Source organism: Sphingopyxis sp. CR5, from assembly GCF_059693785.1.
The window spans coordinates 214,103-240,593 of sequence record NZ_JCATIE010000007.1 but is presented as its reverse complement, the minus strand read 5'-3'; the positions used below and the strand labels follow the sequence as shown (position 1 = coordinate 240,593).

Here is a 26,491-nt window from a genome sequence, read left to right as displayed (position 1 = left end):
CGTTCAGCCGAATATGCTGCTCGCCTGCTCGCCCGCAAGCTGGCGATAGATTGCCGCGCTGGCGGCGAGCGACACGAAGCCGCCGCCGGCGATAAAGCCGGCCTGGACGACACCCGTCACCAGCTTGCCAAGCCCGGCATTCGCCCCGAACAGCGTCATCGACACCACCCCCGCGATCATGCTGACGATACCGATAACCAGCGTGATCAGGAGGAGGAAAAAGAAAATCGCCCACCCGTTCTGCTCGGTCAGCGCAACGCTCGCGCGTAGCGCCGCAAGGGGGTTGTGCAGCCCACGGTCGATCGCCATCGGAACGGACAGCGCGAGCCGGCCGATCACATAGAAGGCGGGAAGGATGAACAGCAGAAAGCCGACGGCAGCCGCCAGCCCGGTCAACAGCTCGATCGCCACCATCGTCGGCAGCATCGTCGCCGCGAAGCTCAGCGATTCGCCGACGCTGATTCCACCGCGGGACAGCCAGAGTCGCAGGATGGCCGCATGCCCCACCAGCCCGGCGAGCGCCACCGCCAGCCTGGGCCCTATGCTCTGCATCATGTTCTGCTGAAAGGTCGTGAGCAATTCGGCCGCCCCGGCGCCGTCGGACGGTGCGGCCGGCGTCGGACCGAACCAGGCAAAGGCCAAGGCGGGAAGGAACAGGAATACCGCGGCTATCGTGACCGTAAGCGCCGTGTAGGAACGCATGAGTTGCCGGCTGTCGTCCCACGCCGCGGCCATGTCGAATTTTCGCATTCCATCTCCGTCCGTCATTGCCGCGACAGAGTGGCGATCTTCGCTGCCGCTGTCTAGGGTCGGGGTCCATGAATTGCGCGTTTTCCAGCCTTCCTCTTGCGCCGGCCACCGTCGCGGTGCAGATGCGCCCGATGACCCGCCTCCCCCCGCCCGAATGGACCGTCGCGCCGGGCCGCACAGACTATGCCGAGGCGCTCGCCGACATGGAGGCGCGAGCCGCGGCGATTCGCGCCGGCGAGGCGGGCGAGCGCATCTGGCTGCTCGAACATCCGCCGCTCTATACCGCCGGGACGAGCGCCGATCCGGCCGAACTGCTCGACCCGCGCTTCCCGGTCTACGATGCCGGACGCGGCGGTCGCTATACCTATCACGGTCCGGGCCAGCGCGTCGGCTATGTCCAGCTCGACCTGGCGCAGCGCGGGCGCGACGTTCGCGCCTATGTCCACGCGCTCGAAGGCTGGGTGATCGACGCGCTCGCGGCGTTCGACGTTGCGGCACGGCGCGCCGACGGGCGCATCGGCATCTGGACCGACGACCCGCAAGGCCGCGAAGCCAAGATCGGGGCGATCGGGGTTCGGGTACGGCGCTGGGTCACGCTGCACGGCTTTTCGCTCAACGTCGCGCCCGACCTGTCGCATTTCGGTGGTATCGTTCCGTGCGGCATCGCCGAATTTCCTGTGACGAGCCTTGCCGCGCTCGGCATCGATGCCGACTTTGCCGCGGTCGACGCGGCGCTGGAAGCCAGCCTTCCCGCCTTTCTCGACAAGCTTTCGTCGAACGACTAGGACACGCCCATGACGCGCCTCTTCCTGACGTCCGCCCTGCTCCTTTCGCTCACCGCTTGCGGCGGAGGCGATTCGACCGGCAAGACCACGACAAAACTCGATGCGGTCGAAGTCGAGCCGGGAACGATCAGCGATTCGATGATCACGCTCGACGATTCGAACGTCGACGGCACTGCCGTCGACAACAGCGTGCCGAACGACGAGTCCAAGAAGGACGAGAAGAAGCCGCAAGAGGACAGCGAGGACGCACCGGCCGACGAGGGTAGCGACGACCCCGACGCAGTCCCGGCGCCCGCCGCGAAGAAATCGATTCCCGCGGCCGACAAGCCGGCCGAAGTCGACTGACGCTTAGGGTCCTGACCCTAGCGCAGACCGAGGGCCTTGTGCGTCTGTACGGACAGCCGCCAGCGCGGATCGCCCAGCACCAGATCGATACAGGCGCGAACATTATCGGCGGCGTTTGCGTCGTCGAGCGGCTGGATCAGCCGGTGCGCGAAATCGAGTGAAACAAGCCGATCGAGATCGCTTCCGGATTGCGGCCAGACAAGCTTCAGCTCGTCGCCGCTCGCCTGAACGAGATCGCTTCCCGCCTTGGGGCTGACGCATATCCAGTCGATGCTGCGCGGCACCGCATGGGTGCCGTTCGTTTCGATCGCTATCGTAAACCCGGCCCCGTGCAGTGCATCGATCAGCGCATCGTCGACTTGGAGCATCGGCTCGCCGCCGGTCAGGACGACGAAGCGGTCGCCCTCGCCTTCTCCCCAGCTTGCCGCGACGACCCGCACCAGCGCGGCAGCGTCGACATATTTCCCGCCAAGCGTCCCGTCGGTGCCGACGAAATCGGTGTCGCAAAATTTGCAGACGGCCTTCGCGCGATCCTGTTCGCGCCCGGACCATAAGTTGCAGCCGGAAAAACGGCAGAAAACCGCCCGGCGTCCTGCCTGCACGCCTTCACCCTGCAAGGTAAGGAATATCTCCTTGACCGCGTAGGTCATCGGATCAGACCGCGACGGCGTAACGTGTCGGGTCGGCGAGTCCCGCATCGACGAAGCCCTTGTGGCGCAACCGGCAACTGTCGCATTCGCCGCAATGCAGCCCCTCTGGCGTCGGATCGTAACACGACCAGCTCATGCCCGCGTCCATCCCGAGCCGCGCCGCTTCGGCCGCTATGTCGGCCTTGGTCATATGCTGGAGCGGAGCGTGGATCCTGAAATCCACGCCCTTGTCGCCGTCGCGCGTGGCGAGCCGGGCCAGCGCCTCGAACCCGGCGATGAATTCGGGGCGGCAATCGGGATAGCCCGAATAGTCGAGCGCATTCACTCCGATGACGATATCCTGCGCGCGCCGCGCCTCGGCCAGACCGAGCGTCAGCGACAGGAAGATCAGGTTGCGCGCCGGGACATAGGTGACCGGGACGTCGTCGCCGACCCCGCCCTTGGGCACCGCAATGTCGTCGGTCAGCGCCGAGCCGCCGAAGCGGCGCAAATCGAGCGGGAGGACGATATGCTCGGCGGCGCCGACCGCATCGGCAATGCGCGCCGCGGAGTCGAGTTCGACGCGGTGCCGCTGGTTGTAATCAATCGTCAACGCAACGAGGCGCGCGCCCGCCTCTCGCGCAAGGCCGGCGCAAACCATCGAGTCGAGCCCGCCCGACAAGAGGACGATCATCGTCTTTCCGTTCATGCTTTGCATGCGGGCCCGATACGCCCGACCGTGACGCCGCGCAAGGGTCGTCGCTGCGGCGCACAAGAAACGGGCCGTACGGCGTCTGCCACACGGCCCAGTTTGGCATGAAAGCCGTTAGGGAGAAGGACACACATCGGTGCGTCGTGCTTCCCCCTATAGAGAGCGATGGTTAATTTCGCGTTACCCCCGGGCGCTCAGCCGCAGGTGCCGACCCGACGCGCCTCGATGGCTTGCGAGAAGGGCTTTCCTTCCGCGATCCCCTGGGTATCGATCTGGACCAGCCGGTTGGTTTCCGACCGGATCGTCGTGCGGCCGTGCCCGGCGCCGGGGCAGGTATAGTGCACGGTCACCGACGTCGGCGTATCTTCGATCACATAGCGCGAGCAGCCGCCGCGCGGATGGAATATCTGGATCATTCGCCGCGCGTCGCCAAGGCACATCGTCTGAAGCGGCTTGTTCGCGCCGCGTTCGGTCAAATCCCAACGCCCTTTTTCGAGGCGATCGAGCATCGCAAGCGACGGCGCCTGTGCGGGCGCGGCGGCGATTCCGACGCCGATCAGCGCCCCCGCTGCCAGGAGGATTCGATATCTGGGAGAGACGATCGCCATATTATCCTGTCCATTGATGCCCTTGGGCAAAAATGCGACCCCGCATCGCGCAAATAGCAATGCCCCCGCCTCTTTTCAACCGCTTGACCCCCAAACGCCTCGACTCGCCGATATCCGGCGACGAAAAATGTGTCAGGTGGGGACGGAAATTTCGTCGAGCGGGATCGGGAAAATCCGCGAGCAGAAGGCGCAATCGACCTGGATCAAGCCGGACTCGTCGGCCATGTCGCGGCGTTCGCTTTCGGGGAATTTGGCCAGTACGCCCGCAAAATAATCGACACTGCACCGGCATCCTCGCGACACCCGCTCGCCCGCTTCGATCCGCACCTCCTCCTCATGGAAAAGACGCCAGGCCAGCGTTTCGAGCGACGTCGCGGGGTCGGTAATTTCCTCTGGTTTCAGCGTTTCCGCGATCGTGCGCGCATGTTCCCATTCGGGATGGTCGTGCCGCACGTGCAAGCGGTCGCGACCGACCTCGCCCTCGGGCAGGTGCTGGAGCAACAGTCCACCGGCAAGGCATCCCGCTTCGGCATCGTGCCGCGACGACAAGCGGACGAGGCTGGGTATCTGCTCCGATTGCTCGAAATAATGTTCGGCGGCATCGCCGATCGACGCGCCTTCCAGAGGAACGATTCCCTGATAACGCTCGCCGCTCGCGGCCTGGTCGAAGGTAATGGCCAGGAACCCTTCGCCGAACAACGCGAAGAGCGTGGGGTCGCTGCCGACTTCGGCAAGCCGCTCCGCATCGAACTTCAGATAGCCGCGCAGTTCGCCATCCCTGTAGTCGCACACGAGCAATTCGACCGGCCCGCCTCCGGTCTGCGCCTGCAGCGTCAGCTGGCTTCCCGCATCCTTGAGCGTCGATCCGAGCAGGACCGTGAGTGCGAGCGCCTCCGCGAGCAGCTTCTCCGCCGCCGGCGGATAGTTGTGCGCGGCCATGATCCTATTGAGCACCGGACCCAACCGCACCAGTCGTCCGCGAACATGGCGGCCGGCGATCGTGAACAGCAATGGCTGGTCGAACCAGGTTTCGTTCGTCTCGCTCACAGCTTTTCCAGGGCCCAGAGCAAAACCGACTTCTGCGCATGGACACGATTTTCCGCTTCGTCCCACACACGCGACTGGTTGCCGTCGATCACCGCGTCGACCGCTTCTTCGCCGCGATGTGCAGGCAGGCAGTGGAGAAAGAGCGCGTCGCCCTTCGCTTCGCCCATCAGTGCTTCGTCGACCTGATAGGGGGCCATTGCCGCGAGCTTGTTGTGGGCGTGGTCCTGCCCCATCGACACCCAGGTGTCGGTGACGACGACATCGGCCCCGGCGGCCGCCACGCGCGCGTCGCGGACGATATCGATCCGTGCCCCCTTCGCGCGCGCCGCCTCGACGAAAGCCGCCTCCGGCTCATAACCCTGCGGCACGCCGGCGCGGATATTGAACCCGAACAGCCCCGCCGCCTCGATCAACGAAGCGAGCACATTGTTCCCGTCGCCGAGCCACGCGAGTTCCAGTCCCGGCAACGCCTTGCCATTTTCGACCAGGGTCAGCAGGTCGGCAACGATCTGGCACGGATGCGACAAGTCGGTCAGGCCGTTGATCACCGGTACGCTGGCATGCGCCGCGAGTTCCTCGATCTTTGCATGATCGTCGGTACGGATCATGATCGCGTCGACATAGCGCGACAGGACACGTGCGGTGTCGGCGATCGTTTCGCCGCGGCCAAGCTGCATCGACCCCGCCTCCATGATCATCGCGCTGCCGCCGAGCTGGCGCATCGCCATGTCGAACGACGCGCGCGTACGCGTCGAATTCTTCTCGAAGATCATCGCGAGGACGTGTCCGGCGAGCGGCGCGTCGGCATCGACACGCCCCTTCGGCCAGCCGGCGCGCGCGGCCTTGCGGTCGACGGCATCGGACAGCATCGCGGCGACGGCATCGCCGCCCGCGTCGGACAGGTTCAGGAAATGCCGCATCAGCCTTCCGGCGGCGTATAGCTCGCCGCCCCCGCCGACAATTTCTCGATGCACTCGTCGATGTGGCTCTGTTCGATGTTGAGCGGCGGCAGGATACGCACGACATTGTCCCCCGCGGCGACCGTCAGCAAGCCGTGATTGTCGCGCAGATGGGCAACGAAGGGACGGCTTTCGGATTTCATCTTGATCCCGAGCATCAACCCCATGCCACGGACGCTGTCGAACAGGTCGTCATGGTTCGGGATAAGCTGCTCGAGCGCGCCGCGCAGCCGGTCGCCGGTCGCCTTGACCTGTTCGAGGAACCCCTCTTCCAGCACGACGTCGAAAACGGCCTGGCCGGCCGCCATCGCGAGCGGATTGCCGCCATAGGTCGACCCGTGGGTGCCGATCACCATGCCGCGTGCCGCCTTTTCGGTCGCAAGGCAGGCGCCGAGTGGAAATCCGCCGCCGATACCCTTTGCCGTGGCCATGATATCGGGCGCGATGCCGTATTGCTCATACGCATAGAGCGTGCCCGTGCGCGCGACGCCGCACTGTACCTCGTCGAATACCAGCATCATGTCGCGCTCGTTGCAGATATCGCGCAGCGCCTGAAGAAAGGGCTGCGACGCGGGGCGGACCCCGCCTTCGCCCTGAATCGGCTCGACAAGGAAGCCCGCAGTATTGTCGTCGACCAGGTCCAGCGCGGCATTGATGTCGTCGAACGGCGCATAAGCGAAACCGGGCAGCAGCGGGTCGAAACCCTTGCGCAGCTTTTCCTGGTTCGTCGCCGAAATCGTCCCGAGCGTGCGGCCGTGAAACGCGTTGTTGAACGTGATCAGGTTATGCTTTTCGGGATTGCCCGCGCTCGAATGATAGGCCCGCGCGGTCTTGATCGCGCACTCCACCGCTTCGGCGCCCGAATTGGTGAAGAAAACCGTATCGGCGAATGTGTTGTTCACGAGCCGCGCCGCAAAGGCTTCGCCCTGCGGGCTGCCATAGAGGTTGGATACGTGCATCAGCGTCGCCGCCTGCTCCTGGATCGCCTGCGTCAGGTGCGGATGCCCGTGGCCGAGGAGGTTCACCGCGATCCCGCTCGCGAAGTCCAGGTAGCGCTCGTCGCGTTCGCCGATCAGATAGGCTCCCTCGCCGCGCACCGGACGCACACCGCACCGGGGATAGACGGGCATCAGCGGCGTGATCGACATGGCTTGCACCTTTCGTGAACAGATAAAGCAAAAAGGCGACCCCATCCGGGCCGCCCATGATTGGGCCGCTCCTATACTGCCGCTGCCGAAGCCGCGTCAACACGGCGGCGCGGCGACCCATGCAACCAAGCCGGGGCGACGGCGTATCACCCGCGATGCTCCGCCTGCTGCCCTTCCTTATCCTCCCGCTCGCGCTTGCGGCATGCGACACGATGCCGCGCGATGCCGCGGGGACCACCGACCGGATCGAAGCGAGCGGGCGAATGCGGGTGGCCGTGATGCCCGACACGCCCGATGCGGCCCCGGCGCTTGCCCTGCTTGCCGACTATGCTCGCGTCCATGGTGCGCGGATCGCCAAAGTCGAAACGCATGGCGAACATGCGCTGCGCGGACTGGAGGACGGGCGGATCGATGCCGTCGTCGGCCATTTCGCCAAGGCATCGCCCTGGAAAACCGACATCGCGCTGTCGAAGGCGGTCGGCCGGACCGAGCCGAGCGACGGCCGGCATCCCGTGCTGCGCATCGCCCGGCGCAACGGCGAGAATGCGCTGGTGCTCGCGACCGACCGCCTCGTCGCCGGGTCGGCCCAATGAGCCTGCATGGCGGCATCCCCGACGTGATCGCCGACGATGTGCGCCACGGCGAACGGCTCGAGTGGTGGACCTTGTTCTGGATGGCGGGGGTCGTCCTCCTCATGTGGCTTACGATGGGGGCCAGCCAGGCGATGAAATCGGCGGTCATCGAGGATGTGTTGAGCCTGGTTCCCGCGGTCGTCTTCCTGCTCGCGGTGCGCTGGGAACGGCGCCAACCCAACCGCCGCTTTCCGTTCGGCTATCGCCGCGGCAACAGCCTGGCCTTCCTGATCGCCGCAACCGCGCTGCTCTCGGTCGGAGCGTTCCTGATCTATGAAAGCGCGACCACCCTGTTGCGGCAGGAGCATCCGACGGTCGGCGGCGTCACGCTGTTCGGCCATACGATATGGCTCGGCTGGCTGATGATCGGCGCGCTCCTCTATTCCGTCGTGCCGCCGATCATTCTCGGCCGGATCAAGCAGCCCGTGGCCGAACGCATCAAGGACAAGGTGCTTCATACCGACGCGTTGATGCAAAAGGCCGACTGGCAGACGGGGCTCGCCGGGATCGCCGGAATCCTGGGAATCGGACTGGGCTGGTGGTGGGCCGATTCGACCGCCGCGCTGTTTATCGCCGCATCGATCGTAAAGGACGCGGTCGGCGCACTGCGTCAGGCGGTCGCCGAACTGGCCGACGGCACCCCGCGAGAGCTGGCCTCGAACGCAATCTCTGAAGATGCGGACAGGCTGCTCGAGACGCTCAGGGACCGCTATGGCGATGTGAGTGTGCGGCTGCGCGAGACCGGACGCTATATAGCGGCAGAGGTCGATTGCCCCTCCCCCGATCCGGTGCCCAAGGCCGAAGACCTGATGCCCCCCGAGCACGCGTGGCGTCTCGCCAGCCTCAGCTTTCGTCCCGAACCGCAGGACCCGCCGGCGTAGCCCGAGTTCCTAAAGCGAAGACGCCGCCTCCATCGCGAGCGTGAGCGAATGCTTGCGAGCCGCGGGGTCATACATCGACGAGGCGACGATCACCTCGTCGACCCCGGTGCGTTCGCCGAATTCCTTAAGTCCCTGGCGGACGTCCTCGGACGTGCCGATCGCCGAGCATTGAAGGACGTGGTCGAGTATTGCGCGGGCATTCGGCGGCAAACTGTCCTTGTAGCCCGCAAGCGGCGGCTTCATCCTGCCCGGATTTCCGGTGCGCAGGGCAACGAACGCCTGTTGCTGCGACGAGGCCAGAAGTTCGGCCTCCTCGCGCGTGTCGGCCGCGAAAACGTTGAAGGCCGCCGCCGCATAGGGTTCCGACAGCTGTTCCGAAGGCTTGAACTGGCGGCGATAGATGTCGAGCGCCTCGTCGAGCGCGTCGGGTGCGAAATGGCTGGCGAACGCATAGGGGAGCCCGAGCGCGGCCGCGAGCTGCGCGCCGAACAGGCTCGACCCCAGAATCCACAGCGGTACACGCGTACCCGCCCCCGGCACCGCACGAATGCCGAGCTGCTCGTCGCCGGCAAGGAATGCCTGCAATTCGACGACATCCTGCGGAAATTGTCGCTCGTCGCTAGCCAGCGTGCGCCGCAGCGCCTGCGCGACGCGCTGATCCGACCCCGGCGCGCGGCCGAGCCCCAGGTCGACGCGCGCCGGGAACAGGGCCTCAAGCGTCCCGAACTGTTCGGCGATCACCATCGGCGCATGATTGGGCAGCATGATCCCGCCCGCGCCGATACGAATGCTCTTCGTGGCGTGGCCGATATGCGCGAGCACCACCGCGGTCGCCGCGCTTGCGATGCCCGTCATGCCGTGATGTTCGGCCACCCAGTATCGATGATAGCCCAGAGCTTCGGCATGCACCGCGAGGTCCGCAGCATTGGCAAGCGACTGGGCGATCGTGCCGGTGTCGGTGACGGGCACGAGGTCGAGGAAGGAAAGTTTCGGCATGAAACCGATATGCGGTGGGTGGGGCGGCGGTTCAAGGCGCAAAGCCCTTCCTCTTCAGAGGAGGGGTCTGTCGCTTACGCCCGCTCATCCTTCGGCGAATCCATCAGCACATAGGTGGTGATCGAATGAACCTGCGGCAGCACGCCGAGCACTTCGGTATGGAAATGCTTGTAAGTGGAGAGATTTTCGGTCTCGACGCGCAGCAAATATTCGATCGTGCCGGTGATATTGTGGCATTCGCGCACCTCGGGCGCCTCGGCCATCGCCGCCTCGAACCCTGCCTGCGACGCCTTGGTGTGCGACGACAGACCGACGGTAACATAGGCGATGAAGCCGAGCCCCAGCTTCGCCGGATCGAGTACCGCGCGATAGCCCTGGATGACCCCCCGGCGCTCCAACTCCTGCACGCGCCGCAGACAGGCCGAGGGCGACAGGCCCACGCGATCGGCGAGTTCGATATTGGACACGCGCCCGTCGCGCGACAATTCCCGCAATATATTGCGATCAATTGCGTCCATATTGCTCATTAATTGCAAATTATAGAGCATTGACCGCCATCTTTGCAATCCGTTGCGTTATAATCGCCATTATATTGCGTCTTATGAACCAGACCGCTCTCCTCGCCCTTTCGGCTTTCGCCTTTGTCTCGTCGATCACGCCCGGGCCGAACAATATGATGCTGATGGCATCCGGCGCCAATTTCGGCCTGCGCCGGACCGTACCGCACGCGCTTGGCGTCGGACTTGGCTTCATGCTGATGATCCTGTTGGTCGGTGTCGGGCTGATGGGGCTTTTCGATCTCTTCCCGGCGCTCGGCACGATTCTGAAGGCCGTGAGTATCGCCTATCTGCTCTGGCTCGCGTGGAAGATCGCGAACGCGGCGCCCCCCGAAACCCGGAGCGGCACGGGCGGCAAGCCGATGAGCTTTGTGCAGGCCATGCTCTTCCAGTGGGTCAATCCCAAGGCCTGGTCGATGGCGCTGACCGCGATCGCGCTGTACGCGCCCGACCGCAATCTCTCCGCGATCGCGCTCGTCGCGCTCGTCTTCGGCGTCATCAACCTCCCCTCTTGCAGCACATGGGCAGTGATGGGGACCGCGCTGCGCGGCTGGCTGTCGACGGCGGGGCGGCTGCGTGCGTTCAACTGGACGATGGCTGCGCTGCTCGTCGGCTCGCTGGCACTGCTGCTCTGACCCTTTGCTCGATTGCAAGGTTGCGCCTTGCAACCTATGGACGGGCTCCCGCCCACAAGCGACCGGAGAAGAGAGCCCATGAAAAGCCGCCGCCTCGGCCAGAGCGCCATCCATGTGTCCGACATCTGCATGGGAACGATGACCTTTGGCAGCCAGACCGACGAAGCGGCCGCTTTCCGGGTTCTCGATCGCTGTTTCGAAGCGGGGATCAATTTCTACGATACCGCGGAAGGCTATCCGGTCCCGCCCGACGCCAAGTGGGTCGGACGAACCGAAGAGATCGTCGGGCGCTGGCTGAAGACCAAGAACCGCGACGCGATCATCCTGGCCACCAAGGTGTCGGGCCCGAGCCACGTCTGGTTCAAGTCGCCGTGCCGCGGCGGCACCACGGCGCTCGATCGTCACCATATCCGCGCCGCGATCGAAGGCAGCCTGACCCGGCTCCAGACCGACTATGTCGACCTCTATCAGACGCACTGGCCCGACCATGACGCGCCCTATGACGAGATGATGGACGCACTCGACGAGTTGGTGCGCGAGGGCAAGGTGCGTATCCTCGGCTGCTCGAACGAAACAAGCTGGGGGCTTATGAAATCGCTCGCAGCGTCGGAAAAGCTGGGCATTGCACGCTACCACACGATCCAGAATAATTTCAGCCTCAACAACCGTCGCTTCGAGGACGATCTGGCGCAGATATGCCGCCAGGAAGGCGTCAGCCTGATCCCCTATTCGCCGCTCGCCGGCGGCGTGTTGTCGGGGAAATATCAGGGCGGGGCCAAACCGGAAGGCGCCCGCTTCTCGCGCTATCTGGCGATGGAAGGTCGACAGGCGGCGATGGGCCGCCGCTTCGTCAACGACAAGAGCCTGGCCGCGACCGAACGCTATCTGGCGATTGCCGAAGAGGCGGGGCTGCATCCGGTGACGATGGCGACCGCCTGGTCGAAACAACATGATTTCGTTGCCTCGACGATAGTCGGGGTCAGCGCCGAAGGTCAGCTCGATCCCATCCTCGACGCGATGGACCTGGTACTTGGCGACGATGTGATGAAATCGCTTCATCAGGTGGGCAAGGACATTCTCTACCCGATGGGATAACCCCTCAAGGCATCTCGTCGAGGGTCAGCGTGTAGCAGGTTCCCGTTGCGTCGCTATCCGATGTCATCCGCGCGCGCGCGATCGTCGCAAAGGCTTCCAGATACTTGTGGCCCTTCGCCCCGTCGCGAATGTCGCCGTCGGGCAGTCCGACCCCGTCGTCCGCCACGGTCAGAGTCGCATGACCCTGGTCGCCTTTCAAACTCACGCGGATCGTCCCGCCGGGACGGGCGGCGAACGCATGCTTCACCGCGTTCGTGACCGCTTCGTTCACGAACAGCCCTACCGCAGAGGCGCGGTCGCGGGCCAGAAGGCAGCGGTCCGCGGTGACGACGATCCTTACGCTGTCGCCAATTGCCAGCGCCTGGGCAAGCGACCGGCACAGTCGGTCGAGAAATTCGTCGAGCCGCACCACCGCAACGTCGCCGCCGTCATAGTGAAGATTTTCATAGGCCGCCGCGAGACTGTGGACCCGGTTCGCCGCCTTTTCCAGCGCGATCCGTACCTCGTCGTGGGGCGTTTCGCGCTGTTGCAGACGTAGCAGGCTCGCCAGCACCGCAAGATTATTCTTTACCCGGTGATCGACCTCGCGCAGCAGCATGTCGCGTTCGTCGATACGCGCCTCCCGCTCGTGCAGCAGGTCGCGGAAACTGCGACGCCCGAACTCGGCAAGCAGCACGAGGATCAGGCTGGTGGCGATGTTCACCAGCGTTCGCGGCGCATCCGACGGTGCGAGGAACCGGAAGCTGAACTGGATCGGCACTACTGCATACCAGGTGATAATCGACGTCAGGACCAGGGTGATCATCCCGGCGCGGAGCCGGCCGATCAGCGTCGCGGCGAGTACCGCGGGCACGTTGATCGCATAGGGCGCCGCTCCGGGGAAAAGCAGGTCGACAAGCAGGCGGCTGGCGATCGCAAAAGCCACCATGCCAAGGGCGACGATCCATTGCACGGTCGTCGCCCGGACCTGCGGGACCATGTCGATCGCATCAAGTCGCGTTATATCCCGCATCGGCCGACGCTAAGCGCCGCGCACCTTTCCCGCAAGCGCATAATCTAGCGTGATAAATTGGATCCCGCCTCGCGGGTCAAACACGCGCATAAGCGGGCATTCCGGCTCACGGTGGCGCCCTGCCCACAGGCCCGCCGCGAACGCTTCAAAGCGTCGCCTGGTACAGCGCGAGCATCCGGCCCCAGCCTTTCTCCGCCGCGTCCTCGTCATAGGCGCGACCGTCGGGCGGGCACCAGCCGTGGAGAGCGCCCTTGTAGACTTCCACCTCATGCCATTCGGGACGGGGGTCGAGCACGGCTTTCAGGCGGTCTTTCGACGCGGGGTCCTGTTGGTCGTCGTTATCGGCGATCGCGAAAAGATAGCCCGCCTTGGTCTCGGGGATCAGCAGGTGCGGACTGTCGGAGGCGTCGGTCGCGACGCGCGCGCCATGAAAACTTGCCGCCGCAGCGACGCGGTCGGGCCTCAGCGACGCGGTCCAGATCGTCATCGGACCGCCCATGCAATAGCCGACGGTGCCGAGCTTGCGGTCCGCATCGACTTCCTTCTGTTCGTCGAGAAAGGCGAGATGCGCCTTCGCGTCGCTTTGCACCGCGGCCTTGTCGAGCTTTTGCAGATAGCCGAACAGCGTGTCGCGCACGCCCGGATCGTCGAAATCATGCCCCGAATAGACCACCGGCGCCTTTGCCCAGCGATAGAAGGGATTGACGCACAGCACCGCATAGCCGTCACCCGCGAGCCGGTCGGCCATCTGGCGAAAGGCGGGGCGCAGGCCGCGGATATCGGGCCACATCAACACGCCGGGGTGCGTACCCTCGCCCGGCGCGACATAATAGGCGTCGACTGTCCCGTCCTCGGTCGCGATGCTGACGTCGCGACCCTTTACCGCGCCCGCCGCACACGCCGCCGTGGGCAGCATCGAAGCGATCGCCCCGGCGCCGACGAGCGCCCCGAATGCGCGTCGCCGCACCGGCAACCCTGCCCGGTCGAGGTCGGCTTCGGTGATTGCATCGCACATCGTCTCTCTCCTTCAGGGCTTCACGAAAGGGCACGGAAAACTGCGCAACTTCACTCGCAATTCGCATCGCGTGCGAAGGTTGCGCATCAGTCCGGCCGGCCTTCGCCTCGACAGGCAGGCTAACCGACCAATGCCTTGCAGGACAGCGGTTTTTCTCCGGCGTCGGTCCGCCGCCGCCGAACGTCAGGCGTTAACGGCGATCTCGTCGAAGCGATGCGCGACATGGTGCACCCCGACGTCGCGCAGCATCGCGCCGTGCGCGGCGCGGTCGGCGATATGGCCCGCACCGCAAAAGCCGATCACGGTCATGCCGGCTGCGAGGGCCGCCTGCGCACCGGTCGGCGAATCCTCGATCGCAAGGCATTGCGCCGGATCGACCCCCAGCCCTTCTGCCGAGGCCAGATAGATGTCGGGGTGCGGCTTGCCGCGCGCCCAACCATCGGCGCTGTAGACATGCGCGCCGAAATGATGCGCAAGGTCGAAGCGGTCGAGCGACATGGCGATATAGTCGGGACTGCTCGACGAAGCGATCGCGCGCGGCATCGTGCCGAGCGTCGCCAGAAATTCCGGCGCCCCCGGCACCGGCCCGAACCCTTCCGCAAAACGAGCCCGTGCCCGCTCGCGGTGCCGTTCGCGAAAGTCGGCGGGAAGCGACCGCCCGAAGCGCGCCTCGATCCGCCGCTGCGTCTCCTGCCAGTTATGACCATAATAGTCGCGCAGGCAGTCCTCATAGGTCGTGGGCAGCCCGATCGCACTCAGGCTTTCGGCGAGCGTCCGGTTCGCGCGAACCTCGCTGTCGGCGACCACGCCGTCGAAATCGAAAATGATGGCGGCGGGCGTCACTCCACCGTCACCGACTTTGCCAGGTTGCGCGGCTGGTCGACGTCGGTCCCCTTTGCCACCGCGACGTGATAAGCGAGCAGTTGCACCGGCACCGCATAGACGAGCGGCGCGATCAGTGGGTGGACCTTGGGCATTTCGATTGTCGCCATGCAGCCATCGCCGGCCTCGGACAGCCCCTCCGCATCGCTGATGAGGACGACCTTGCCGCCGCGCGCCATCACCTCCTGCATGTTGCTGACCGTCTTTTCGAACAGCGGACCGCTGGGCGCGAGGACGATCACCGGCACCGCTTCGTCGATCAGCGCGATCGGGCCGTGCTTCATCTCGCCCGAGGCATAGCCCTCGGCGTGGATATAGGAAATTTCCTTGAGCTTCAGCGCCCCTTCGAGCGCGAGCGGATAATCGGGACCGCGACCGAGATAGAGCACGTCCCGCGCCGGCGCGACAAGATGCGCCATTGCGGCGATGTCCTCGTCATGGCCGAGCGCGGCATTGAGTGCGGCGGGTGCTTCGATCAGATGCCGGACGATATCGCGCTCGTCCCCGACCGCCAGCTTGCCCTTCTTGAGCGCGAGGTGCGCCGCGAGCGCCGCCAGCACCGCAAGCTGGCACGTAAAGGCCTTTGTCGAGGCGACCCCGATCTCTGGCCCGGCATGGGTCGGGAGCAGCAGGTCGGCTTCGCGCGCCATGCTGCTGGTCGGAACATTGACGACGACCGCGATCGTCTGTCCCGCGGCCTTGCAGTGGCGCAGCGCGGCAAGCGTGTCGGCGGTCTCCCCCGACTGCGAGATGAAGAGCGCGAGCCCGCCGGGTTGCAGCACCGGGTCGCGATAGCGGAACTCCGACGCGACATCGATGTCGACGGGAACGCGCGCGAAGGTTTCGAACCAGTATTTGGCGACCATCCCGGCATAGAAGCTGGTACCGCACGCGACGATGGTGATGCGGTCGATGCCGGCCAGGTCGAAATCCATCTGCGGCAGCGCGACCGTCTGTTCGAGCGGGCGGATGTAGGAAGCGAGCGTCTGCGCAACCACCGTCGGCTGCTCGAAGATCTCCTTTTGCATGAAGTGGCGATAATTGCCTTTTTCCACCGCCGCGGCCGTGACGCCCGACGTGGTAATCTCACGCGTCGCGGGATTGTTGCCGGCATCGTAGATTTGCGCGCCATCGCGAGTAATGACGACCCAGTCGCCTTCCTCCAGATAGGCGATTTTCTGAGTCAGCGGGGCAAGCGCCAGCGCGTCCGAACCAAGATAGGTCTCCCCGTCCCCATAGCCGACGACGAGTGGCGAGCCGAGCCGAGCGCCGATGAGCAGGTCGGGATGGCTGCGAAAGGCGATCGCCAGCGCGAAAGCGCCGCGCAGTTGCGGCAGCACCGCCTGCACCGCCTCCTGCGGCGACTTGCCCGCCTCTACCTGTTCGGAAACGAGGTGCGCGACGACCTCGGTATCGGTCTCGCTTTCAAATGTGCGGCCGCGCGCGGTCAGCGCCTCGCGCAGCGGCTTGAAATTCTCGATAATTCCGTTGTGGACGAGTGCAACGTCACCCGTCGCATGCGGGTGCGCGTTGCTGGTCGTCGGCGCTCCGTGGGTCGCCCAGCGCGTATGGGCGATGCCGACGGTTCCGGGCGCCGGATTGCCCGCGAGTTCCCTGACCAGATTGTTCAACTTGCCCTCGGCGCGGCGCCGGATCAACGCGCCGTCCTCGACCGTGCAAACCCCGGCCGAATCATAGCCGCGATACTCCATGCGCCTGAGCCCGTCGACGAGGCGGTCCGCCACCTGGTCCCGGCCGATGATTCCGATAATTCCGCACATGGGTCTTGGCTTTCGTTCAGAGCGTGTAGGGGATGCGAATACCCGGCATTGCTGCCGGAAACACCTTGATATTGCGTGTAACGAGGATGCGTCCGCCGATTTGCGCCGTCGCCAGGACGATCGCATCGCACAGCGTCAGCCCCTTGCGCTCGGCGCGCAGCGCCGCCGCCCGGCGTGCGACCGCGTCGCCGACCTCTTCCACCCGGAAGCAGCCGAGAAAGGCCTCGACCGCGCGCAGCGTCCGGGAATCGGCGGCGGCCATGACTTCGGTCCAGCTGATCCGGCTTATGCTCTTGCGGCCGGCGCGGCGGATCTCGACCCGCGCGGCATCGATGCCGTTGAGCGCGTCGATCAGGATGTCGCTGTCGAACTGCGCGTCGATCATTCGCGCTTGCCCCGCAGGCGGCGCTGGAATTTCAACCCGTCGCCGACGTCGTCGCGGTCCTTCCAGAGGCCGAATGCGCGATCGATGGCATCCACCGACGCTTCGGCGCGATAGGCGGCGACCGCCCGCCGGACGAGCTCGGCGCGCGATACACCTTGCGCCGCCGCCTCGGCATCGAGCCATTCGACATGATCGTCGGGCAAATCTGCAAGAAAGCGCATGCTATCTTGATATCATATATTGATATCAAATCAAGTCGTCGCCGGCGATAATGTCCGGTCGGCGGCGATCAGAAGCAGCGCGAGAAAGAGGGTCGCGCCCAGGATCGCCACGAAACTGCCCCCCATCTGAAGCGCCCCGAGCTGTGACGGATCGAGGAAATAATAGGCATACCAGCCGTCGACGGCCCCCCGCGCCATCGCATAGACGAAATAGGCGAAGGGAAAGAGCAGCGCGCCGCCCGCGTCGCGCCATGCGAGCCGGCGATGCGACCCGACCAGCCAGGCGACGAGGAACGCGACGGGCGACGCGTCATGAAGCGCGTGGTCGGCAATCGCCTGCCACCCCTCGGGCGACCAGATGTGCCGAAGGGCGAGCGAATAAATGAGGCCGACGAGCAGGATCGCAACGAGTGCGGCGAAGCGGATGCGCGGCGAAGCCAATCTGTGGGCGGGAGCGAGCGCCGCCGCGGTGGCGACGATCGCGACAAAGAGGTTGGTCAGGATCGTGAAAAAGCCGAGGAACCGCCATAACGCCGCGGCAAGCGAGTGCCCCTCCTGCACGAACTGAGCCGCCAGCAGCGCGAATTGCAGCGCGAGGGCGCCCCACGCCACGAGCGCGCTCGCGGCGTAGGCAAGGCGCCCCGCGCGGGTCATTCGGCGCGCTGGAAATTCTTGTCGACGAACATTTGCGCAAAGGCCACCGGGTCGGGCGCCTCGCCGCGCGCTTCCTCGAACCGTGCCTTGCCGTCCAGCCAGATGCGCTCGATCTGCCCGCCGAGGTCGGCGGGAAACTTCATCTGCTCGGCGACGATGTCCTGCCACGTGCCGGTGCCGCCAAAGGTCTGTTGCAGCTGTGGCTCCATCGCGGCGACCGTCGCCTGCCAGTCGGCGTCAAGGTGACCGATCGCATCGAGCACCCAGGCGTCTATCAGAATCAGGAAAGATTTGCCGTCGTAGCGATCGCTCATAGTCATGTCTCCCGTTGGAAGGGGGTACCCCAAAGCGAAGACTCAAGCCGGCCGTTCACCCTGCAACATCCCGAAGATCAGCGAATCGCGCACCCCGATGTGGGTCAGCCATTCGCCGCGAAGCCGCCCTTCGCGCTGGAATCCCAGTCGCTCGAGCAGCGCGATCGATCCCGAATTGTCGGGATCGGTGTCGGCGTAGATACGCCTTAGGCCCAGATGTTCAAACCCGAAGTCGATGATTTCCTTGACCGCCTCGCGCGCGATCCCGCGGCCCCAATGCCCGCGCGCGAGGATATAGCCGACTTCCGCGACGCCTTCGCGCCGCTCGATCAGGATCACCCAGCCAAGCGCCGTGTCATCGCCCGCGAGCGTGATCGCCCAGCACAGATGCCCCTCTCCCTCGGCGGCGTTGAAGCGCAGATAATCGCGCGTTTCGTCGACCGTGGCGTGCGGACCGCTCGACCACCAGGTCATCACCTCGGCGTCGGAGAGGACGGGGAAAAGCGCTTCGGCATCGTCGTGCCGCAGCTGGCGCAGCACCAGGCGACCGGTCGCCAGGGTCGGCGCCGCCATGTGCCTATTTCTCCGCCTTCTTCTTGCGCATCGCGTCGTGGAAACGATCGGCCCAGCCCGGCTTGACGAGCTGTTCGCCGCGCACGAGCCGCAGTTCGCCGTCGGCGACGTCGCGCGTCACCGCGCTGCCCGCCCCGACGATCGCTTCGCGCCCGATCCTGACCGGCGCGACAAGCGCGCTGTTCGATCCGATGAAGGCGTTTTCCCCGATCTCGGTGCGATATTTGAAATAGCCGTCGTAATTGCAGGTGATCGTGCCGGCGCCGATATTGGCGTTCGCCCCGACGCTGACGTCGCCGAGATAGCTCAGGTGATTGGCCTTGGCCCCCTTGCCGAGTTCGGCCTTCTTGGTCTCGACGAAATTGCCGATCTTCGCCTTTTCGCCGAGGATCGTGCCGGGGCGGAGGCGCGCGAACGGGCCGACTTCGCACCCCGTCGCAATCGTTGCACCCTCGATATGGCTATGGGCCTTGACGATGACATTGTCGGCGATTTTCACCCCGGGGCCGAAGACGACATTGGGCTCGATCGTCACGTCGCGGCCAAGCTCGGTATCCCAGGAAAACCAGACGGTTTCGGGCGCGCGCAGCGAGGCGCCGCCCGCCATCGCCTCCTCGCGCCTGAACGCCTGCCACTGCGCCTCGGCGGCGGCGAGTTCGGCGCGGCTGTTAATCCCGGCGACGTCGGCCGGGTCCGTCCTCGCAACGGCACAATGCCGCCCGTCGGCATTGGCGATGTTGACGATGTCGACGAGATAATATTCCTTCGCCGCGTTGTCGTCTGTGACGCGCGCGAGCAATGCGAACAGGTCGCGCGCCTTCGCCGCCATCAGCCCCGAATTGCACAGCCGTACCGCGCGCTCGGCGTCGGTCGCGTCCTTGTGCTCGACCATCTTTACCACGCGGTCGCCTTCGGTGATGACACGGCCATATTGCAGCGGGTCGGCGGGCTCGAACGCGAGAACGACGACCGCCGGCGCGTCGGGTGCGTTGAGCCGTTCGATCATCGCACGCATCGTCGCCGACGGCACGAACGGCACGTCGCCATAGAGAATCAGAACGTCGCCGTCGAAACCCGACAACGCCGTTTCGGCCTGTTGCACGGCATGGCCGGTGCCGAGCTGCGGCTCCTGCACCGCAAGCGCGGCGGTCCCGTTCAACGCGGCTTCGAGCTGGTCGGCCCGGTCGCCGACGACGACCACCTTTTTCGTCGGCGACAGTTCGTCGACGCTCGCCATCAGGTGCATCAGCATCGGACGCCCGGCGATCGGGTGCAGCACCTTGTGCAGGTCGGACTTCATGCGGGTGCCCTTGCCCGCGGCGAGGATGACGGCGGCGATCGCGTTGCTCATGCGCGCTGCCATGCCAGCAAATCCTTGCGGATTCCATAGCGACGCGGCATGTCGCCCGCGATGCACGATTTTCCCTTCGCCATCGTCGGCTTCGACCTCGACGGCACGCTCTCCGACACCGCGGGCGACATTACGGCCGCGCTGAACCATGCGCTCGGGCTGGCAGGGCGCCCGCCGCTCGGCGTCGAGGAGGTGCGGCCGATGACCGGGCTGGGCAGCGCGCACCTGCTCGACCAGGCGCTGGCCGCCACGGGCGGCGCGCCTGCCGATCAGGCGCATCTCTATGACGAACTGCTCCGCTATTACGAGGCGCATATCGCGGTGCACAGCCGCCCCTTCCCCGGCGTGATCGAAGCGCTCGACCGGCTCGCGGCGCTCGGCGTGAAGACCGCGGTGATGACCAACAAGCTCGAGCGCCTGGCGCGGATCCTGCTGGCCGAAATCGGACTGGCCGACCGCATGGCGGCGATCATCGGCGGCGACACGCTTGGCCCCGGCAAGGCCAAGCCCTCCCCCGCGCCGATCCTTGCGATGATCGAGGCGTGCGGCGGCGGGCGCGCCGCCTTTGTCGGCGACAGCATCTATGACGTCATGGCGGCGCGCGGCGCCGGTACGGTCAGCGTCGAGGTGCGCTTTGCCGCGGTTCACGCCCCCGCTCAGCCGCTGGGCGCCGACCATGTTATCGGCGACTATGCCGAGCTGGTGCCGCTGCTCGCCGGATTGTGACCCTTGCGCCATTTGGTCCACAAATGGCGCGCGAGCATCGCCGGCGGCATGCGCAGCCAGTGCGAGCGGATGTAGAACGCCTGCTGGAGCAGGAAATCGCTCGGCCGCCCCCAATCGTCGCGCGCGAGCAGCCGGCGGCGGAACCAGCCGTCGGTCCTGTCGTGGCTATCCCATCCCGAGGGCAGCGCCGTGCCATAGAGGTCGCGGGCGAGCCGCGCCGCGCGGCGTACTTCGCTGCGCAGCCCGTGCTGGTCGGCGCGTCCGTCGAGCTTTCCCCAGAACCCCGGATCGGCGGCGGCGAAATCGCTGACGAGGCGATGATAGTCCCACAGGTTGCGCAGCCCCCCCTGTAGATCGCCATCGGCGAGCAGGTGCGCGGCGCAGTGGCAGACCATGTCGGTCGGGCACAGTACCGCAAATCCGTCCGCAGTCGGTACCGCATCGGCGAGCATCGCGAGCGGATCGGGCGTCTTGCGGTGCGTGCGCGGCAGGATCGTGTGGTGAACGTCGATCATGCGGTCGCGGCCCCCGTGAATGAGCGGCGGCAGCTCGTGCATATGTTCGCGATAATAGGCGTCGTCATAGGGGTCGGACTTCACCCACTCCCACCCCGCCTTGAGCAGCGCATTTTCGGCGCGCGCCAGATCCTGCCAGCCGACGAGAATGTCGAGATCGCCGATCTGCCGTCCCACCGCGCAAGAGAGGCCTGCGGCGGCATAGGCGGTGCCTTTCAGCAGCACGAATTCGATCCGTTCGGGCGCGAGCGCGCGGCGCGCCATCTCGGCCTCCCACAGCGCCTGCTTCGTCGCCACCGCAGCGGCGCGGCGCTGGTCGGCGAGCAAGGAGGCGACCGGCCCGGGAAGCACCGCATCGGCCAGCCGGTGCGCAAGCGTCGCCAGCATTGCCTCCGCGCGTGCCACACCGATCACCCCGTCCCAGTCGCGCGGGATCAGCCCGGCCGGATCGCGGCGTCCGGCAAACAGCTCGGCCAAGACCTGCATCGCGCTCACCGCACCGCCTCCGCCCACAAGTCTTCGACCAGGGTCATGCCGCTCGCGCTGTCGGGATAGGCAATGGCGAACGCCGGCACCTCGCGCACCAGCCGCGTCAGCGCGTCGAAGCCAGCCTCGCCGAGCGCGATATAGTTCGTCGACGCCTCGGTCAGCCGCACGAACGCCTCGCCCGCGCCCATCGGTTCGATCGCCACGTCGCCGCCGAAGCGCGGGAAAAGGAGCAAGGCGGGCCGTGCGGGCTCGTGCATCGCCTCGATCGCGTTCGCGCGCGGGACCAGGTGACGGATGTCGCCCTTGGGCGTGCCCGCGAGCAACGGCCCGAGCCGCTCCGGGTCGACCCGCCCGGCCAGTTCGGCAATCGCCTGGTTTTTCAGGCTCACCGCGCGCGGAAAGGCGAAAGCGTCGCCGCTGTCGGGCGCGATCAGCGTGAATTCATCGCCCATAAGGCGCCAGTCGCCTTCGCCGAGCAGCGCCGCGAGGGTCGATTTTCCCGATCCCGAGGCCCCCGACATGATCACCGCGCGTCCATCCCGCGCGACCGCGCTCGCATGCAGCAGCAGGTGGCGGCGCCAGCCGAGCGCGACCTGCAAATTCATCCCCATTTCGGCCGCAAGCAGACCCATCGAAAGCGGCAGCGGCAATGCGTCGGGAACGACATAGTCGCCGCCGATATGCACCGACGGGCGGAGCCAGCGTCGCCACGGCCGTGCCGCGAACAACCGCACCGTCGCATCGGCGGGGCGAGCGGAGTCGTTCGGATATGCAGCATAAAGCCGGTCGAGCGCCGCGACCGGCGCTGCCCAATCGCTGCCGACACGAAATTGCACCGGACCGACCGCGATGCGCGTGCTGTGCCTCACGCCGGGGCGACCAGTCCGAGCGCGGCGAGTTCGTGCAAACGTTCGGCGACGATGGCGCCGACATCGCCCTCGGCTTCGACCTCGAATTCGGCGGCAAGCCGCGCGGCGAGGGTCGCCGCGTCGCAGGGTTCGTCGCCCATCGCCGCCAATATTTCGTGCATCGGCGAAACGACGAGGTGCGTCTGGACCGACCGGCGGTCGAAGATCGCGGTCAGATCGCCCAACGGCTCGACGCGCAGCGCCTCCGGCGGCGCGGCGCGGTAGCGCGGCTCAATCATAGTCTTCGGCGGCTTTGATCAGCTTTGCGAGGATCGCCATCAGCGTCCGGCGTTCGGCGGCGCTGATATGCGATTCGAGCCGTTCCTCGGTCGCGAGCGCGGCGGGACCGATCGCATCGTAGAGCGAGCGCCCGGTCGCGGTGAGCGCCAGATGGTGCGAGCGCCCATCGGCCTCGTGCGCCTGCCGCGCGATAAGCTGGCGGTCGGCGAGCGCCTTTGCCGCGCGGTTCACCGTCACCTTGTCCATCCGCGTCGCGGCGACGAGTTCGCGCTGCGTCTTGGGCCGGCCTTCGCCGAGCACCGCCATCAGCCGCCATTCGGGGATCTTGAGCCCGAACCGGCTTTGATATTCTTCGGCAATCCGCTCCGACAGCGCGTTCGACGCGATCGACAGGCGATAGGGCAGGAACTGGTCGAGGTTCAGCGTCTTGGCAGCCATATCGCACATCCTATCGCGGCAAGGGTTCCCCGCAAGCCCCGAATCCGCGCGATATCGGTCCCGCCCCGTCATTCGCCGCGGCGCGCGTCAGCCCAGCGCCTTCCTGAGCAGCTCGTTCACGACCTGAGGATTGGCCTTGCCCTGCATCGCCTTCATCGTCTGGCCGACGAAGAAGCCGAACAAGGCTTCCTTGCCGCCGCGATACTGTTCGAGCTGGTTCGGGTTGTTCGCCAGCACATCGGCGATCACCGCCTCGATCGCGCCGGTGTCGCTCGTCTGCTTCAGCCCCTTGTCCTCGACGATCTTCGCGGGGGCATCGCCGGTTTCGAGCATGATCTCGAACACCTGCTTCGCGATGCTTCCCGAAATCGTGCCGTCGGCGACGAGGCCGAGCAGTTCGCCCGCCTGCGCCGGGGTCACCGGGCAGTCGCCGATGTCCTTGCCGAGCCGGTTCAGCGCGCCGAACAGCTCGCTCGTCACCCAGTTCGCCGCCGCCTTGGGCTCGGCGCCGGTTTCGAGCAGCGCGTCGAACCAGCGCGCATTTTCGACCTCGGCGGTCAGCACGTCGGCGTTATAGGCCGAAATGCCCAGCCCCAGGTAACGCGCACGCTTGGCATCGGGCAGTTCGGGCAAGGACTCGCGGCACTCGGCCAAAAACGCATCGTCGAGCTCGAGCGGCAACAGGTCGGGATCGGGGAAATAGCGATAGTCGTGCGCGTCTTCCTTCGACCGCATCGTGCGCGTGGTGCCGGTGTCGGGGTTGAAGAGGCGGGTTTCCTGATCGACCGTCCCGCCGGCCTCCAGCACCTCGACCTGGCGCTTCGCTTCATATTCGATCGTCTGCATGACGAAGCGCACCGAGTTGACGTTCTTCGTCTCGGTGCGCGTGCCAAAGGGGTCGCCGGGCTTGCGCACGCTGACGTTGACGTCGGCGCGCATCGAGCCTTCTTCCATATTGCCGTCGCACGAGCCGACATAGCGCAGGATCGCACGCAGCTTGCGGACATAGGCCCCGGCTTCGGCGGGCGAGCGCATGTCGGGCTTCGACACGATCTCCATCAGCGCGACACCCGAGCGATTGAGGTCGACGAAGGACATCGTCGGATGCTGATCGTGCATCAGCTTGCCCGCGTCCTGTTCGACGTGGATGCGCTCGATTCCGATCACCTTGTCGGCAGCGATTCCGGCCTTTTCATCGGCCTCGATATGCAGCGAGCCTTCGCCGACAAGCGGATGATAGAGCTGCGAAATCTGGTAACCCTGCGGCAGATCGGCGTAGAAATAATTCTTGCGGTCGAAGCGCGACCATTTGTTGATCTCGGCCTTGATCGCCATGCCGGTGCGCACCGCCTGACGGATGCACTCGCGGTTCGGCACGGGGAGCATGCCGGGCATCGCGGCATCGACGAGGCTGACCTGCGTGTTGGGCTCAGCCCCGAAGGCCGTCGCGGCGCCCGAGAACAGCTTGGCGTTGGAGGTGACCTGCGCATGGACCTCGAGGCCGATCACGACCTCCCACTCGCCGGTTTCACCCTTGATGCGATAGTCAGACATCATTCAAATCCTCAGTGTGTCCCTGCGAAGGCAGGGACCCATCACCTGCCGCTTCAACCTTGCACCATCCGGAGATGGGCCCCTGCCTTCGCAGGGGCACGCGGCTGAATTACCACCATTTCTCCGCCCGCGCCGTAAAGCCCGCCCGCTCTTCAATAGCCAGCCCGGCGTTGAGCACGCCCTGCTCGTCGAACGCCTTACCGATGATCTGCAAGCCCAGCGGCAGCCCTTCGCGGTTCAGCGCGGCGGGGACCGACATCGCGGGCAGCCCGGCGAGGCTCGCGGGCACCGCGAACACGTCGTTGAGATACATCGCGAGCGGGTCGGACGTCTTTTCGCCGAGCCCGAACGCCGCCGACGGCGCGGTTGGCGCGAGGATCACGTCGCATGTCTCGAACGCCGCGGTGAAGTCGCGCGAGATCAGCGTCCGCACCTTTTGCGCCTGCGTGTAATAGGCGTCGTAGAAGCCCGCCGAGAGCACATAGGTGCCGATCATGATGCGGCGCTTCACCTCCGGCCCGAAGCCGTCGGCGCGCGTCGCGGCGTACATGTCCTGCAGCCCCGCACCCTGCGGCAGGTCGCGCAAACCGTAGCGCACGCCGTCATAGCGCGCGAGATTCGACGATGCCTCCGCCGGTGCGATGATATAATAAGCGGGCAGCGCATATTTGGTGTGCGGCAGGCTGATCTCCACCACTTCGGCCCCCGCATCCTTCAGCATCGCGATGCCGGCGTCCCACATCGCGTCGATGTCGGGGTCGATGCCTTCGAGGCGATATTCCCTGGGAATGCCGACGGTCTTGCCGGCGAGGTCGCTCGACAAGGCCGCTTCCCAGTTCGGCACCGCCATGTCGAGGCTCGTCGCGTCCTTGGGATCGAAGCCCGCCATATTCTCGAGCATGATCGCGCAGTCGCGGACGTCGCGCGCCATCGGCCCCGCCTGATCGAGCGAGCTCGCGAAGGCGACGATGCCCCAGCGCGAGCAGCGGCCATAGGTCGGCTTGATCCCCGAGATACCGGTGAAGGCCGCGGGCTGGCGGATCGAGCCGCCGGTGTCTGTGCCGGTGGCCGCGGGGCACAGCCGCGCCGCGATTGCCGACGAGGAACCGCCCGACGAGCCGCCCGGCGCGAGCGCCGCATTCCCGCCGTCGTTGCGCTTCCACGGCGAGATGACGTTGCCGAAATAGCTCGTCTCGTTCGACGAGCCCATCGCGAACTGGTCGAGGTTGAGCTTGCCGAGCATCCCGCAGCCCGCGTCCCACAATTTCTGCGACACGGTCGATTCGTAGCGCGGCACGAAACCTTCGAGCATATGGCTCGCGGCGGTCGTCTGGACGCCGTTCGTCGCGAACAGGTCCTTCATCCCGATCGGCACGCCCGACAGCGGCTTCAGCGTTCCCGCGGCGCGATCGGCATCGGCGACCTTCGCGGCCTCGATCGCCAGCTCGGGCGTCTCGACGATGAAGGCGTTGAGCGCCTTGGCCGCGGCGACATTCGCGTTGAATACCTCGGCGACCTCGACGGCCGAAAAATCGCCCGCGCGGTGGCCGTCGCGGATCTGGGCTACTGTTAGATTCGTAAGATCGGTCATTTCCCAAACCCGCTCGTGCTGAGCTTGTCGAAGCACCGTTCTTTCTTGGTCGAACGGTGAAGA

At 65.8% G+C, this 26,491-nt stretch carries 32 protein-coding genes; 7 read left to right on the top strand and 25 right to left on the bottom strand.

The window, feature by feature from the left end; all coding sequences use genetic code 11:
- Window positions 1-3: 3 nt before the first annotated feature.
- Window positions 4-750 (bottom strand): hypothetical protein, encoded by a 747-nt coding sequence (locus AC58D2_RS12975; RefSeq protein ID WP_497390947.1) that lies wholly within the window; start codon window positions 748-750, stop codon window positions 4-6.
- Window positions 751-881: 131 nt separating this feature from the next.
- On the opposite strand from AC58D2_RS12975, the gene lipB reads away from it, so the two are divergent.
- Together lipB and AC58D2_RS12965 are read left to right on the top strand one after the other, a co-directional pair.
- A complete protein-coding gene (gene lipB, locus AC58D2_RS12970) occupies window positions 882-1,535 on the top strand; it encodes a lipoyl(octanoyl) transferase LipB (protein WP_497390945.1) in 654 nt (217 codons plus the stop codon).
- A 9-nt stretch (window positions 1,536-1,544) separates the two neighbouring features.
- Window positions 1,545-1,880, top strand: coding sequence for a hypothetical protein (locus AC58D2_RS12965; RefSeq protein ID WP_497390943.1), 336 nt, complete (start codon window positions 1,545-1,547; stop codon window positions 1,878-1,880).
- A gap of 17 nt (window positions 1,881-1,897) precedes the next feature.
- On the opposite strand, the gene queE is transcribed toward AC58D2_RS12965, so the two are convergent.
- From queE to AC58D2_RS12935, 6 genes are all read right to left on the bottom strand, one after another.
- A complete protein-coding gene (gene queE, locus AC58D2_RS12960) occupies window positions 1,898-2,530 on the bottom strand; it encodes a 7-carboxy-7-deazaguanine synthase (RefSeq protein ID WP_497390941.1) in 633 nt (210 codons plus the stop codon).
- A gap of 4 nt (window positions 2,531-2,534) precedes the next feature.
- Complete coding sequence (queC, locus tag AC58D2_RS12955) at window positions 2,535-3,227, bottom strand: 7-cyano-7-deazaguanine synthase QueC (protein ID WP_497390939.1); 693 nt, start codon at window positions 3,225-3,227, stop codon at window positions 2,535-2,537.
- Window positions 3,228-3,415: 188 nt separating this feature from the next.
- Complete coding sequence (locus AC58D2_RS12950; protein WP_497390937.1) at window positions 3,416-3,829, bottom strand: DUF3617 domain-containing protein; 414 nt, start codon at window positions 3,827-3,829, stop codon at window positions 3,416-3,418.
- Between the two features lie 132 nt (window positions 3,830-3,961).
- On the bottom strand, window positions 3,962-4,876 hold the full coding sequence (gene hslO, locus AC58D2_RS12945; RefSeq protein ID WP_497390935.1) for an Hsp33 family molecular chaperone HslO: 915 nt from the start codon (window positions 4,874-4,876) through the stop codon (window positions 3,962-3,964).
- The gene (argF, locus tag AC58D2_RS12940; protein WP_497390933.1) at window positions 4,873-5,796 is read right to left on the bottom strand and encodes an ornithine carbamoyltransferase; all 924 of its coding nucleotides are present in this window, start codon (window positions 5,794-5,796) and stop codon (window positions 4,873-4,875) included. Before argF ends, hslO begins: the two co-directional genes overlap by 4 nt.
- Entirely contained in the window at window positions 5,796-6,983 is a 1,188-nt protein-coding gene (locus tag AC58D2_RS12935; RefSeq protein WP_497390931.1) for an aspartate aminotransferase family protein, read from the bottom strand. The genes argF and AC58D2_RS12935 overlap by 1 nt, the downstream gene beginning before the upstream one ends.
- A gap of 155 nt (window positions 6,984-7,138) precedes the next feature.
- Here AC58D2_RS12935 and AC58D2_RS12930 point away from each other — a divergent pair, with 155 nt between their 5' ends.
- Window positions 7,139-7,576 (top strand): hypothetical protein, encoded by a 438-nt coding sequence (locus AC58D2_RS12930; protein ID WP_497390929.1) that lies wholly within the window; start codon window positions 7,139-7,141, stop codon window positions 7,574-7,576.
- Window positions 7,573-8,496: a cation diffusion facilitator family transporter gene (locus AC58D2_RS12925; RefSeq protein ID WP_497390927.1), complete on the top strand. Its 924-nt coding sequence runs from the start codon at window positions 7,573-7,575 to the stop codon at window positions 8,494-8,496. The genes AC58D2_RS12930 and AC58D2_RS12925 overlap by 4 nt, the downstream gene beginning before the upstream one ends.
- Before the next feature lie 9 nt (window positions 8,497-8,505).
- Here the strand turns inward: AC58D2_RS12925 and AC58D2_RS12920 are convergent, their stop codons facing one another.
- Window positions 8,506-9,492 (bottom strand): LLM class flavin-dependent oxidoreductase, encoded by a 987-nt coding sequence (locus tag AC58D2_RS12920; protein WP_497390925.1) that lies wholly within the window; start codon window positions 9,490-9,492, stop codon window positions 8,506-8,508.
- 74 nt (window positions 9,493-9,566) lie between these two features.
- Window positions 9,567-10,010 carry an Lrp/AsnC family transcriptional regulator gene (locus AC58D2_RS12915; RefSeq protein WP_497390923.1) on the bottom strand — a complete coding sequence of 148 codons (444 nt, stop codon included), beginning with the start codon at window positions 10,008-10,010 and terminating at the stop codon, window positions 9,567-9,569.
- Between the two features lie 83 nt (window positions 10,011-10,093).
- On the opposite strand from AC58D2_RS12915, the gene AC58D2_RS12910 reads away from it, so the two are divergent.
- Together AC58D2_RS12910 and AC58D2_RS12905 are read left to right on the top strand one after the other, a co-directional pair.
- Complete coding sequence (locus AC58D2_RS12910) at window positions 10,094-10,684, top strand: LysE family translocator (RefSeq protein WP_497390921.1); 591 nt, start codon at window positions 10,094-10,096, stop codon at window positions 10,682-10,684.
- A gap of 78 nt (window positions 10,685-10,762) precedes the next feature.
- Window positions 10,763-11,779, top strand: coding sequence for an aldo/keto reductase (locus AC58D2_RS12905; protein ID WP_497390919.1), 1,017 nt, complete (start codon window positions 10,763-10,765; stop codon window positions 11,777-11,779).
- Between the two features lie 4 nt (window positions 11,780-11,783).
- Here AC58D2_RS12905 and AC58D2_RS12900 read toward each other — a convergent pair whose 3' ends face one another.
- The 10 genes from AC58D2_RS12900 to glmU form a co-directional block, all read right to left on the bottom strand.
- Window positions 11,784-12,791: a sensor histidine kinase gene (locus AC58D2_RS12900; RefSeq protein WP_497390917.1), complete on the bottom strand. Its 1,008-nt coding sequence runs from the start codon at window positions 12,789-12,791 to the stop codon at window positions 11,784-11,786.
- Window positions 12,792-12,936: 145 nt separating this feature from the next.
- Complete coding sequence (locus AC58D2_RS12895; protein WP_497390915.1) at window positions 12,937-13,806, bottom strand: dienelactone hydrolase family protein; 870 nt, start codon at window positions 13,804-13,806, stop codon at window positions 12,937-12,939.
- A 183-nt stretch (window positions 13,807-13,989) separates the two neighbouring features.
- On the bottom strand, window positions 13,990-14,649 hold the full coding sequence (locus AC58D2_RS12890; protein WP_497390913.1) for an HAD family hydrolase: 660 nt from the start codon (window positions 14,647-14,649) through the stop codon (window positions 13,990-13,992).
- The gene (gene glmS, locus AC58D2_RS12885; protein ID WP_497390911.1) at window positions 14,646-16,469 is read right to left on the bottom strand and encodes a glutamine--fructose-6-phosphate transaminase (isomerizing); all 1,824 of its coding nucleotides are present in this window, start codon (window positions 16,467-16,469) and stop codon (window positions 14,646-14,648) included. Before glmS ends, AC58D2_RS12890 begins: the two co-directional genes overlap by 4 nt.
- A gap of 16 nt (window positions 16,470-16,485) precedes the next feature.
- Window positions 16,486-16,854 carry a PIN domain-containing protein gene (locus AC58D2_RS12880; RefSeq protein ID WP_497390909.1) on the bottom strand — a complete coding sequence of 123 codons (369 nt, stop codon included), beginning with the start codon at window positions 16,852-16,854 and terminating at the stop codon, window positions 16,486-16,488.
- Complete coding sequence (locus tag AC58D2_RS12875) at window positions 16,851-17,075, bottom strand: ribbon-helix-helix domain-containing protein (RefSeq protein WP_497390907.1); 225 nt, start codon at window positions 17,073-17,075, stop codon at window positions 16,851-16,853. The genes AC58D2_RS12880 and AC58D2_RS12875 overlap by 4 nt, the downstream gene beginning before the upstream one ends.
- A gap of 30 nt (window positions 17,076-17,105) precedes the next feature.
- Window positions 17,106-17,729 (bottom strand): Pr6Pr family membrane protein, encoded by a 624-nt coding sequence (locus AC58D2_RS12870; RefSeq protein WP_497390905.1) that lies wholly within the window; start codon window positions 17,727-17,729, stop codon window positions 17,106-17,108.
- Window positions 17,726-18,043 carry a hypothetical protein gene (locus AC58D2_RS12865; protein ID WP_497390903.1) on the bottom strand — a complete coding sequence of 106 codons (318 nt, stop codon included), beginning with the start codon at window positions 18,041-18,043 and terminating at the stop codon, window positions 17,726-17,728. The genes AC58D2_RS12870 and AC58D2_RS12865 overlap by 4 nt, the downstream gene beginning before the upstream one ends.
- Before the next feature lie 42 nt (window positions 18,044-18,085).
- The gene (locus AC58D2_RS12860; protein ID WP_497390901.1) at window positions 18,086-18,616 is read right to left on the bottom strand and encodes a GNAT family N-acetyltransferase; all 531 of its coding nucleotides are present in this window, start codon (window positions 18,614-18,616) and stop codon (window positions 18,086-18,088) included.
- 4 nt (window positions 18,617-18,620) lie between these two features.
- Window positions 18,621-19,979 (bottom strand): bifunctional UDP-N-acetylglucosamine diphosphorylase/glucosamine-1-phosphate N-acetyltransferase GlmU, encoded by a 1,359-nt coding sequence (gene glmU, locus AC58D2_RS12855; protein ID WP_497390899.1) that lies wholly within the window; start codon window positions 19,977-19,979, stop codon window positions 18,621-18,623.
- A gap of 48 nt (window positions 19,980-20,027) precedes the next feature.
- On the opposite strand from glmU, the gene AC58D2_RS12850 reads away from it, so the two are divergent.
- Entirely contained in the window at window positions 20,028-20,693 is a 666-nt protein-coding gene (locus AC58D2_RS12850) for an HAD-IA family hydrolase (RefSeq protein ID WP_497390897.1), read from the top strand.
- On the opposite strand, the gene AC58D2_RS12845 is transcribed toward AC58D2_RS12850, so the two are convergent.
- From AC58D2_RS12845 to gatA, 6 genes are all read right to left on the bottom strand, one after another.
- Window positions 20,657-21,694 carry a nucleotidyltransferase domain-containing protein gene (locus tag AC58D2_RS12845; RefSeq protein ID WP_497391016.1) on the bottom strand — a complete coding sequence of 346 codons (1,038 nt, stop codon included), beginning with the start codon at window positions 21,692-21,694 and terminating at the stop codon, window positions 20,657-20,659. The two genes, AC58D2_RS12850 and AC58D2_RS12845, sit on opposite strands and share 37 nt — an antisense overlap.
- A 5-nt stretch (window positions 21,695-21,699) precedes the next feature.
- Window positions 21,700-22,566, bottom strand: a complete 867-nt coding sequence (locus tag AC58D2_RS12840; protein WP_497390895.1) for an HprK-related kinase A — start codon at window positions 22,564-22,566, stop codon at window positions 21,700-21,702.
- Entirely contained in the window at window positions 22,563-22,844 is a 282-nt protein-coding gene (locus AC58D2_RS12835; protein WP_497390894.1) for an HPr-rel-A system PqqD family peptide chaperone, read from the bottom strand. The genes AC58D2_RS12840 and AC58D2_RS12835 overlap by 4 nt, the downstream gene beginning before the upstream one ends.
- Window positions 22,837-23,283, bottom strand: a complete 447-nt coding sequence (locus tag AC58D2_RS12830; protein ID WP_497390893.1) for a MarR family winged helix-turn-helix transcriptional regulator — start codon at window positions 23,281-23,283, stop codon at window positions 22,837-22,839. Before AC58D2_RS12830 ends, AC58D2_RS12835 begins: the two co-directional genes overlap by 8 nt.
- A gap of 87 nt (window positions 23,284-23,370) precedes the next feature.
- Window positions 23,371-24,837: an Asp-tRNA(Asn)/Glu-tRNA(Gln) amidotransferase subunit GatB gene (gene gatB, locus AC58D2_RS12825; protein ID WP_497390891.1), complete on the bottom strand. Its 1,467-nt coding sequence runs from the start codon at window positions 24,835-24,837 to the stop codon at window positions 23,371-23,373.
- 109 nt (window positions 24,838-24,946) lie between these two features.
- The gene (gatA, locus tag AC58D2_RS12820; RefSeq protein WP_497390889.1) at window positions 24,947-26,428 is read right to left on the bottom strand and encodes an Asp-tRNA(Asn)/Glu-tRNA(Gln) amidotransferase subunit GatA; all 1,482 of its coding nucleotides are present in this window, start codon (window positions 26,426-26,428) and stop codon (window positions 24,947-24,949) included.
- Window positions 26,429-26,491 lie beyond the last annotated feature (63 nt).

Bases quoted from the DNA above. Each gene is read 5' to 3' on its own strand.
- AC58D2_RS12975 (WP_497390947.1), bottom strand. From the start codon at position 750: ATGCGAAAATTCGACATGGCCGCGGCGTGGGACGACAGCCGGCAACTC.
- lipB (WP_497390945.1), top strand. From the start codon at position 882: ATGACCCGCCTCCCCCCGCCCGAATGGACCGTCGCGCCGGGCCGCACA.
- AC58D2_RS12965 (WP_497390943.1), top strand. From the start codon at position 1,545: ATGACGCGCCTCTTCCTGACGTCCGCCCTGCTCCTTTCGCTCACCGCT.
- queE (WP_497390941.1), bottom strand. From the start codon at position 2,530: ATGACCTACGCGGTCAAGGAGATATTCCTTACCTTGCAGGGTGAAGGC.
- queC (WP_497390939.1), bottom strand. From the start codon at position 3,227: ATGCAAAGCATGAACGGAAAGACGATGATCGTCCTCTTGTCGGGCGGG.
- AC58D2_RS12950 (WP_497390937.1), bottom strand. From the start codon at position 3,829: ATGGCGATCGTCTCTCCCAGATATCGAATCCTCCTGGCAGCGGGGGCG.
- argF (WP_497390933.1), bottom strand. From the start codon at position 5,796: ATGCGGCATTTCCTGAACCTGTCCGACGCGGGCGGCGATGCCGTCGCC.
- AC58D2_RS12935 (WP_497390931.1), bottom strand. From the start codon at position 6,983: ATGTCGATCACGCCGCTGATGCCCGTCTATCCCCGGTGCGGTGTGCGT.
- AC58D2_RS12930 (WP_497390929.1), top strand. From the start codon at position 7,139: ATGCTCCGCCTGCTGCCCTTCCTTATCCTCCCGCTCGCGCTTGCGGCA.
- AC58D2_RS12925 (WP_497390927.1), top strand. From the start codon at position 7,573: ATGAGCCTGCATGGCGGCATCCCCGACGTGATCGCCGACGATGTGCGC.
- AC58D2_RS12920 (WP_497390925.1), bottom strand. From the start codon at position 9,492: ATGCCGAAACTTTCCTTCCTCGACCTCGTGCCCGTCACCGACACCGGC.
- AC58D2_RS12915 (WP_497390923.1), bottom strand. From the start codon at position 10,010: ATGGACGCAATTGATCGCAATATATTGCGGGAATTGTCGCGCGACGGG.
- AC58D2_RS12910 (WP_497390921.1), top strand. From the start codon at position 10,094: ATGAACCAGACCGCTCTCCTCGCCCTTTCGGCTTTCGCCTTTGTCTCG.
- AC58D2_RS12905 (WP_497390919.1), top strand. From the start codon at position 10,763: ATGAAAAGCCGCCGCCTCGGCCAGAGCGCCATCCATGTGTCCGACATC.
- AC58D2_RS12900 (WP_497390917.1), bottom strand. From the start codon at position 12,791: ATGCGGGATATAACGCGACTTGATGCGATCGACATGGTCCCGCAGGTC.
- AC58D2_RS12895 (WP_497390915.1), bottom strand. From the start codon at position 13,806: ATGTGCGATGCAATCACCGAAGCCGACCTCGACCGGGCAGGGTTGCCG.
- glmS (WP_497390911.1), bottom strand. From the start codon at position 16,469: ATGTGCGGAATTATCGGAATCATCGGCCGGGACCAGGTGGCGGACCGC.
- AC58D2_RS12880 (WP_497390909.1), bottom strand. From the start codon at position 16,854: ATGATCGACGCGCAGTTCGACAGCGACATCCTGATCGACGCGCTCAAC.
- AC58D2_RS12875 (WP_497390907.1), bottom strand. From the start codon at position 17,075: ATGCGCTTTCTTGCAGATTTGCCCGACGATCATGTCGAATGGCTCGAT.
- AC58D2_RS12870 (WP_497390905.1), bottom strand. From the start codon at position 17,729: ATGACCCGCGCGGGGCGCCTTGCCTACGCCGCGAGCGCGCTCGTGGCG.
- AC58D2_RS12865 (WP_497390903.1), bottom strand. From the start codon at position 18,043: ATGAGCGATCGCTACGACGGCAAATCTTTCCTGATTCTGATAGACGCC.
- AC58D2_RS12860 (WP_497390901.1), bottom strand. From the start codon at position 18,616: ATGGCGGCGCCGACCCTGGCGACCGGTCGCCTGGTGCTGCGCCAGCTG.
- glmU (WP_497390899.1), bottom strand. From the start codon at position 19,979: ATGGCAGCGCGCATGAGCAACGCGATCGCCGCCGTCATCCTCGCCGCG.
- AC58D2_RS12850 (WP_497390897.1), top strand. From the start codon at position 20,028: ATGCACGATTTTCCCTTCGCCATCGTCGGCTTCGACCTCGACGGCACG.
- AC58D2_RS12845 (WP_497391016.1), bottom strand. From the start codon at position 21,694: ATGCAGGTCTTGGCCGAGCTGTTTGCCGGACGCCGCGATCCGGCCGGG.
- AC58D2_RS12835 (WP_497390894.1), bottom strand. From the start codon at position 22,844: ATGATTGAGCCGCGCTACCGCGCCGCGCCGCCGGAGGCGCTGCGCGTC.
- AC58D2_RS12830 (WP_497390893.1), bottom strand. From the start codon at position 23,283: ATGGCTGCCAAGACGCTGAACCTCGACCAGTTCCTGCCCTATCGCCTG.
- gatB (WP_497390891.1), bottom strand. From the start codon at position 24,837: ATGTCTGACTATCGCATCAAGGGTGAAACCGGCGAGTGGGAGGTCGTG.
- gatA (WP_497390889.1), bottom strand. From the start codon at position 26,428: ATGACCGATCTTACGAATCTAACAGTAGCCCAGATCCGCGACGGCCAC.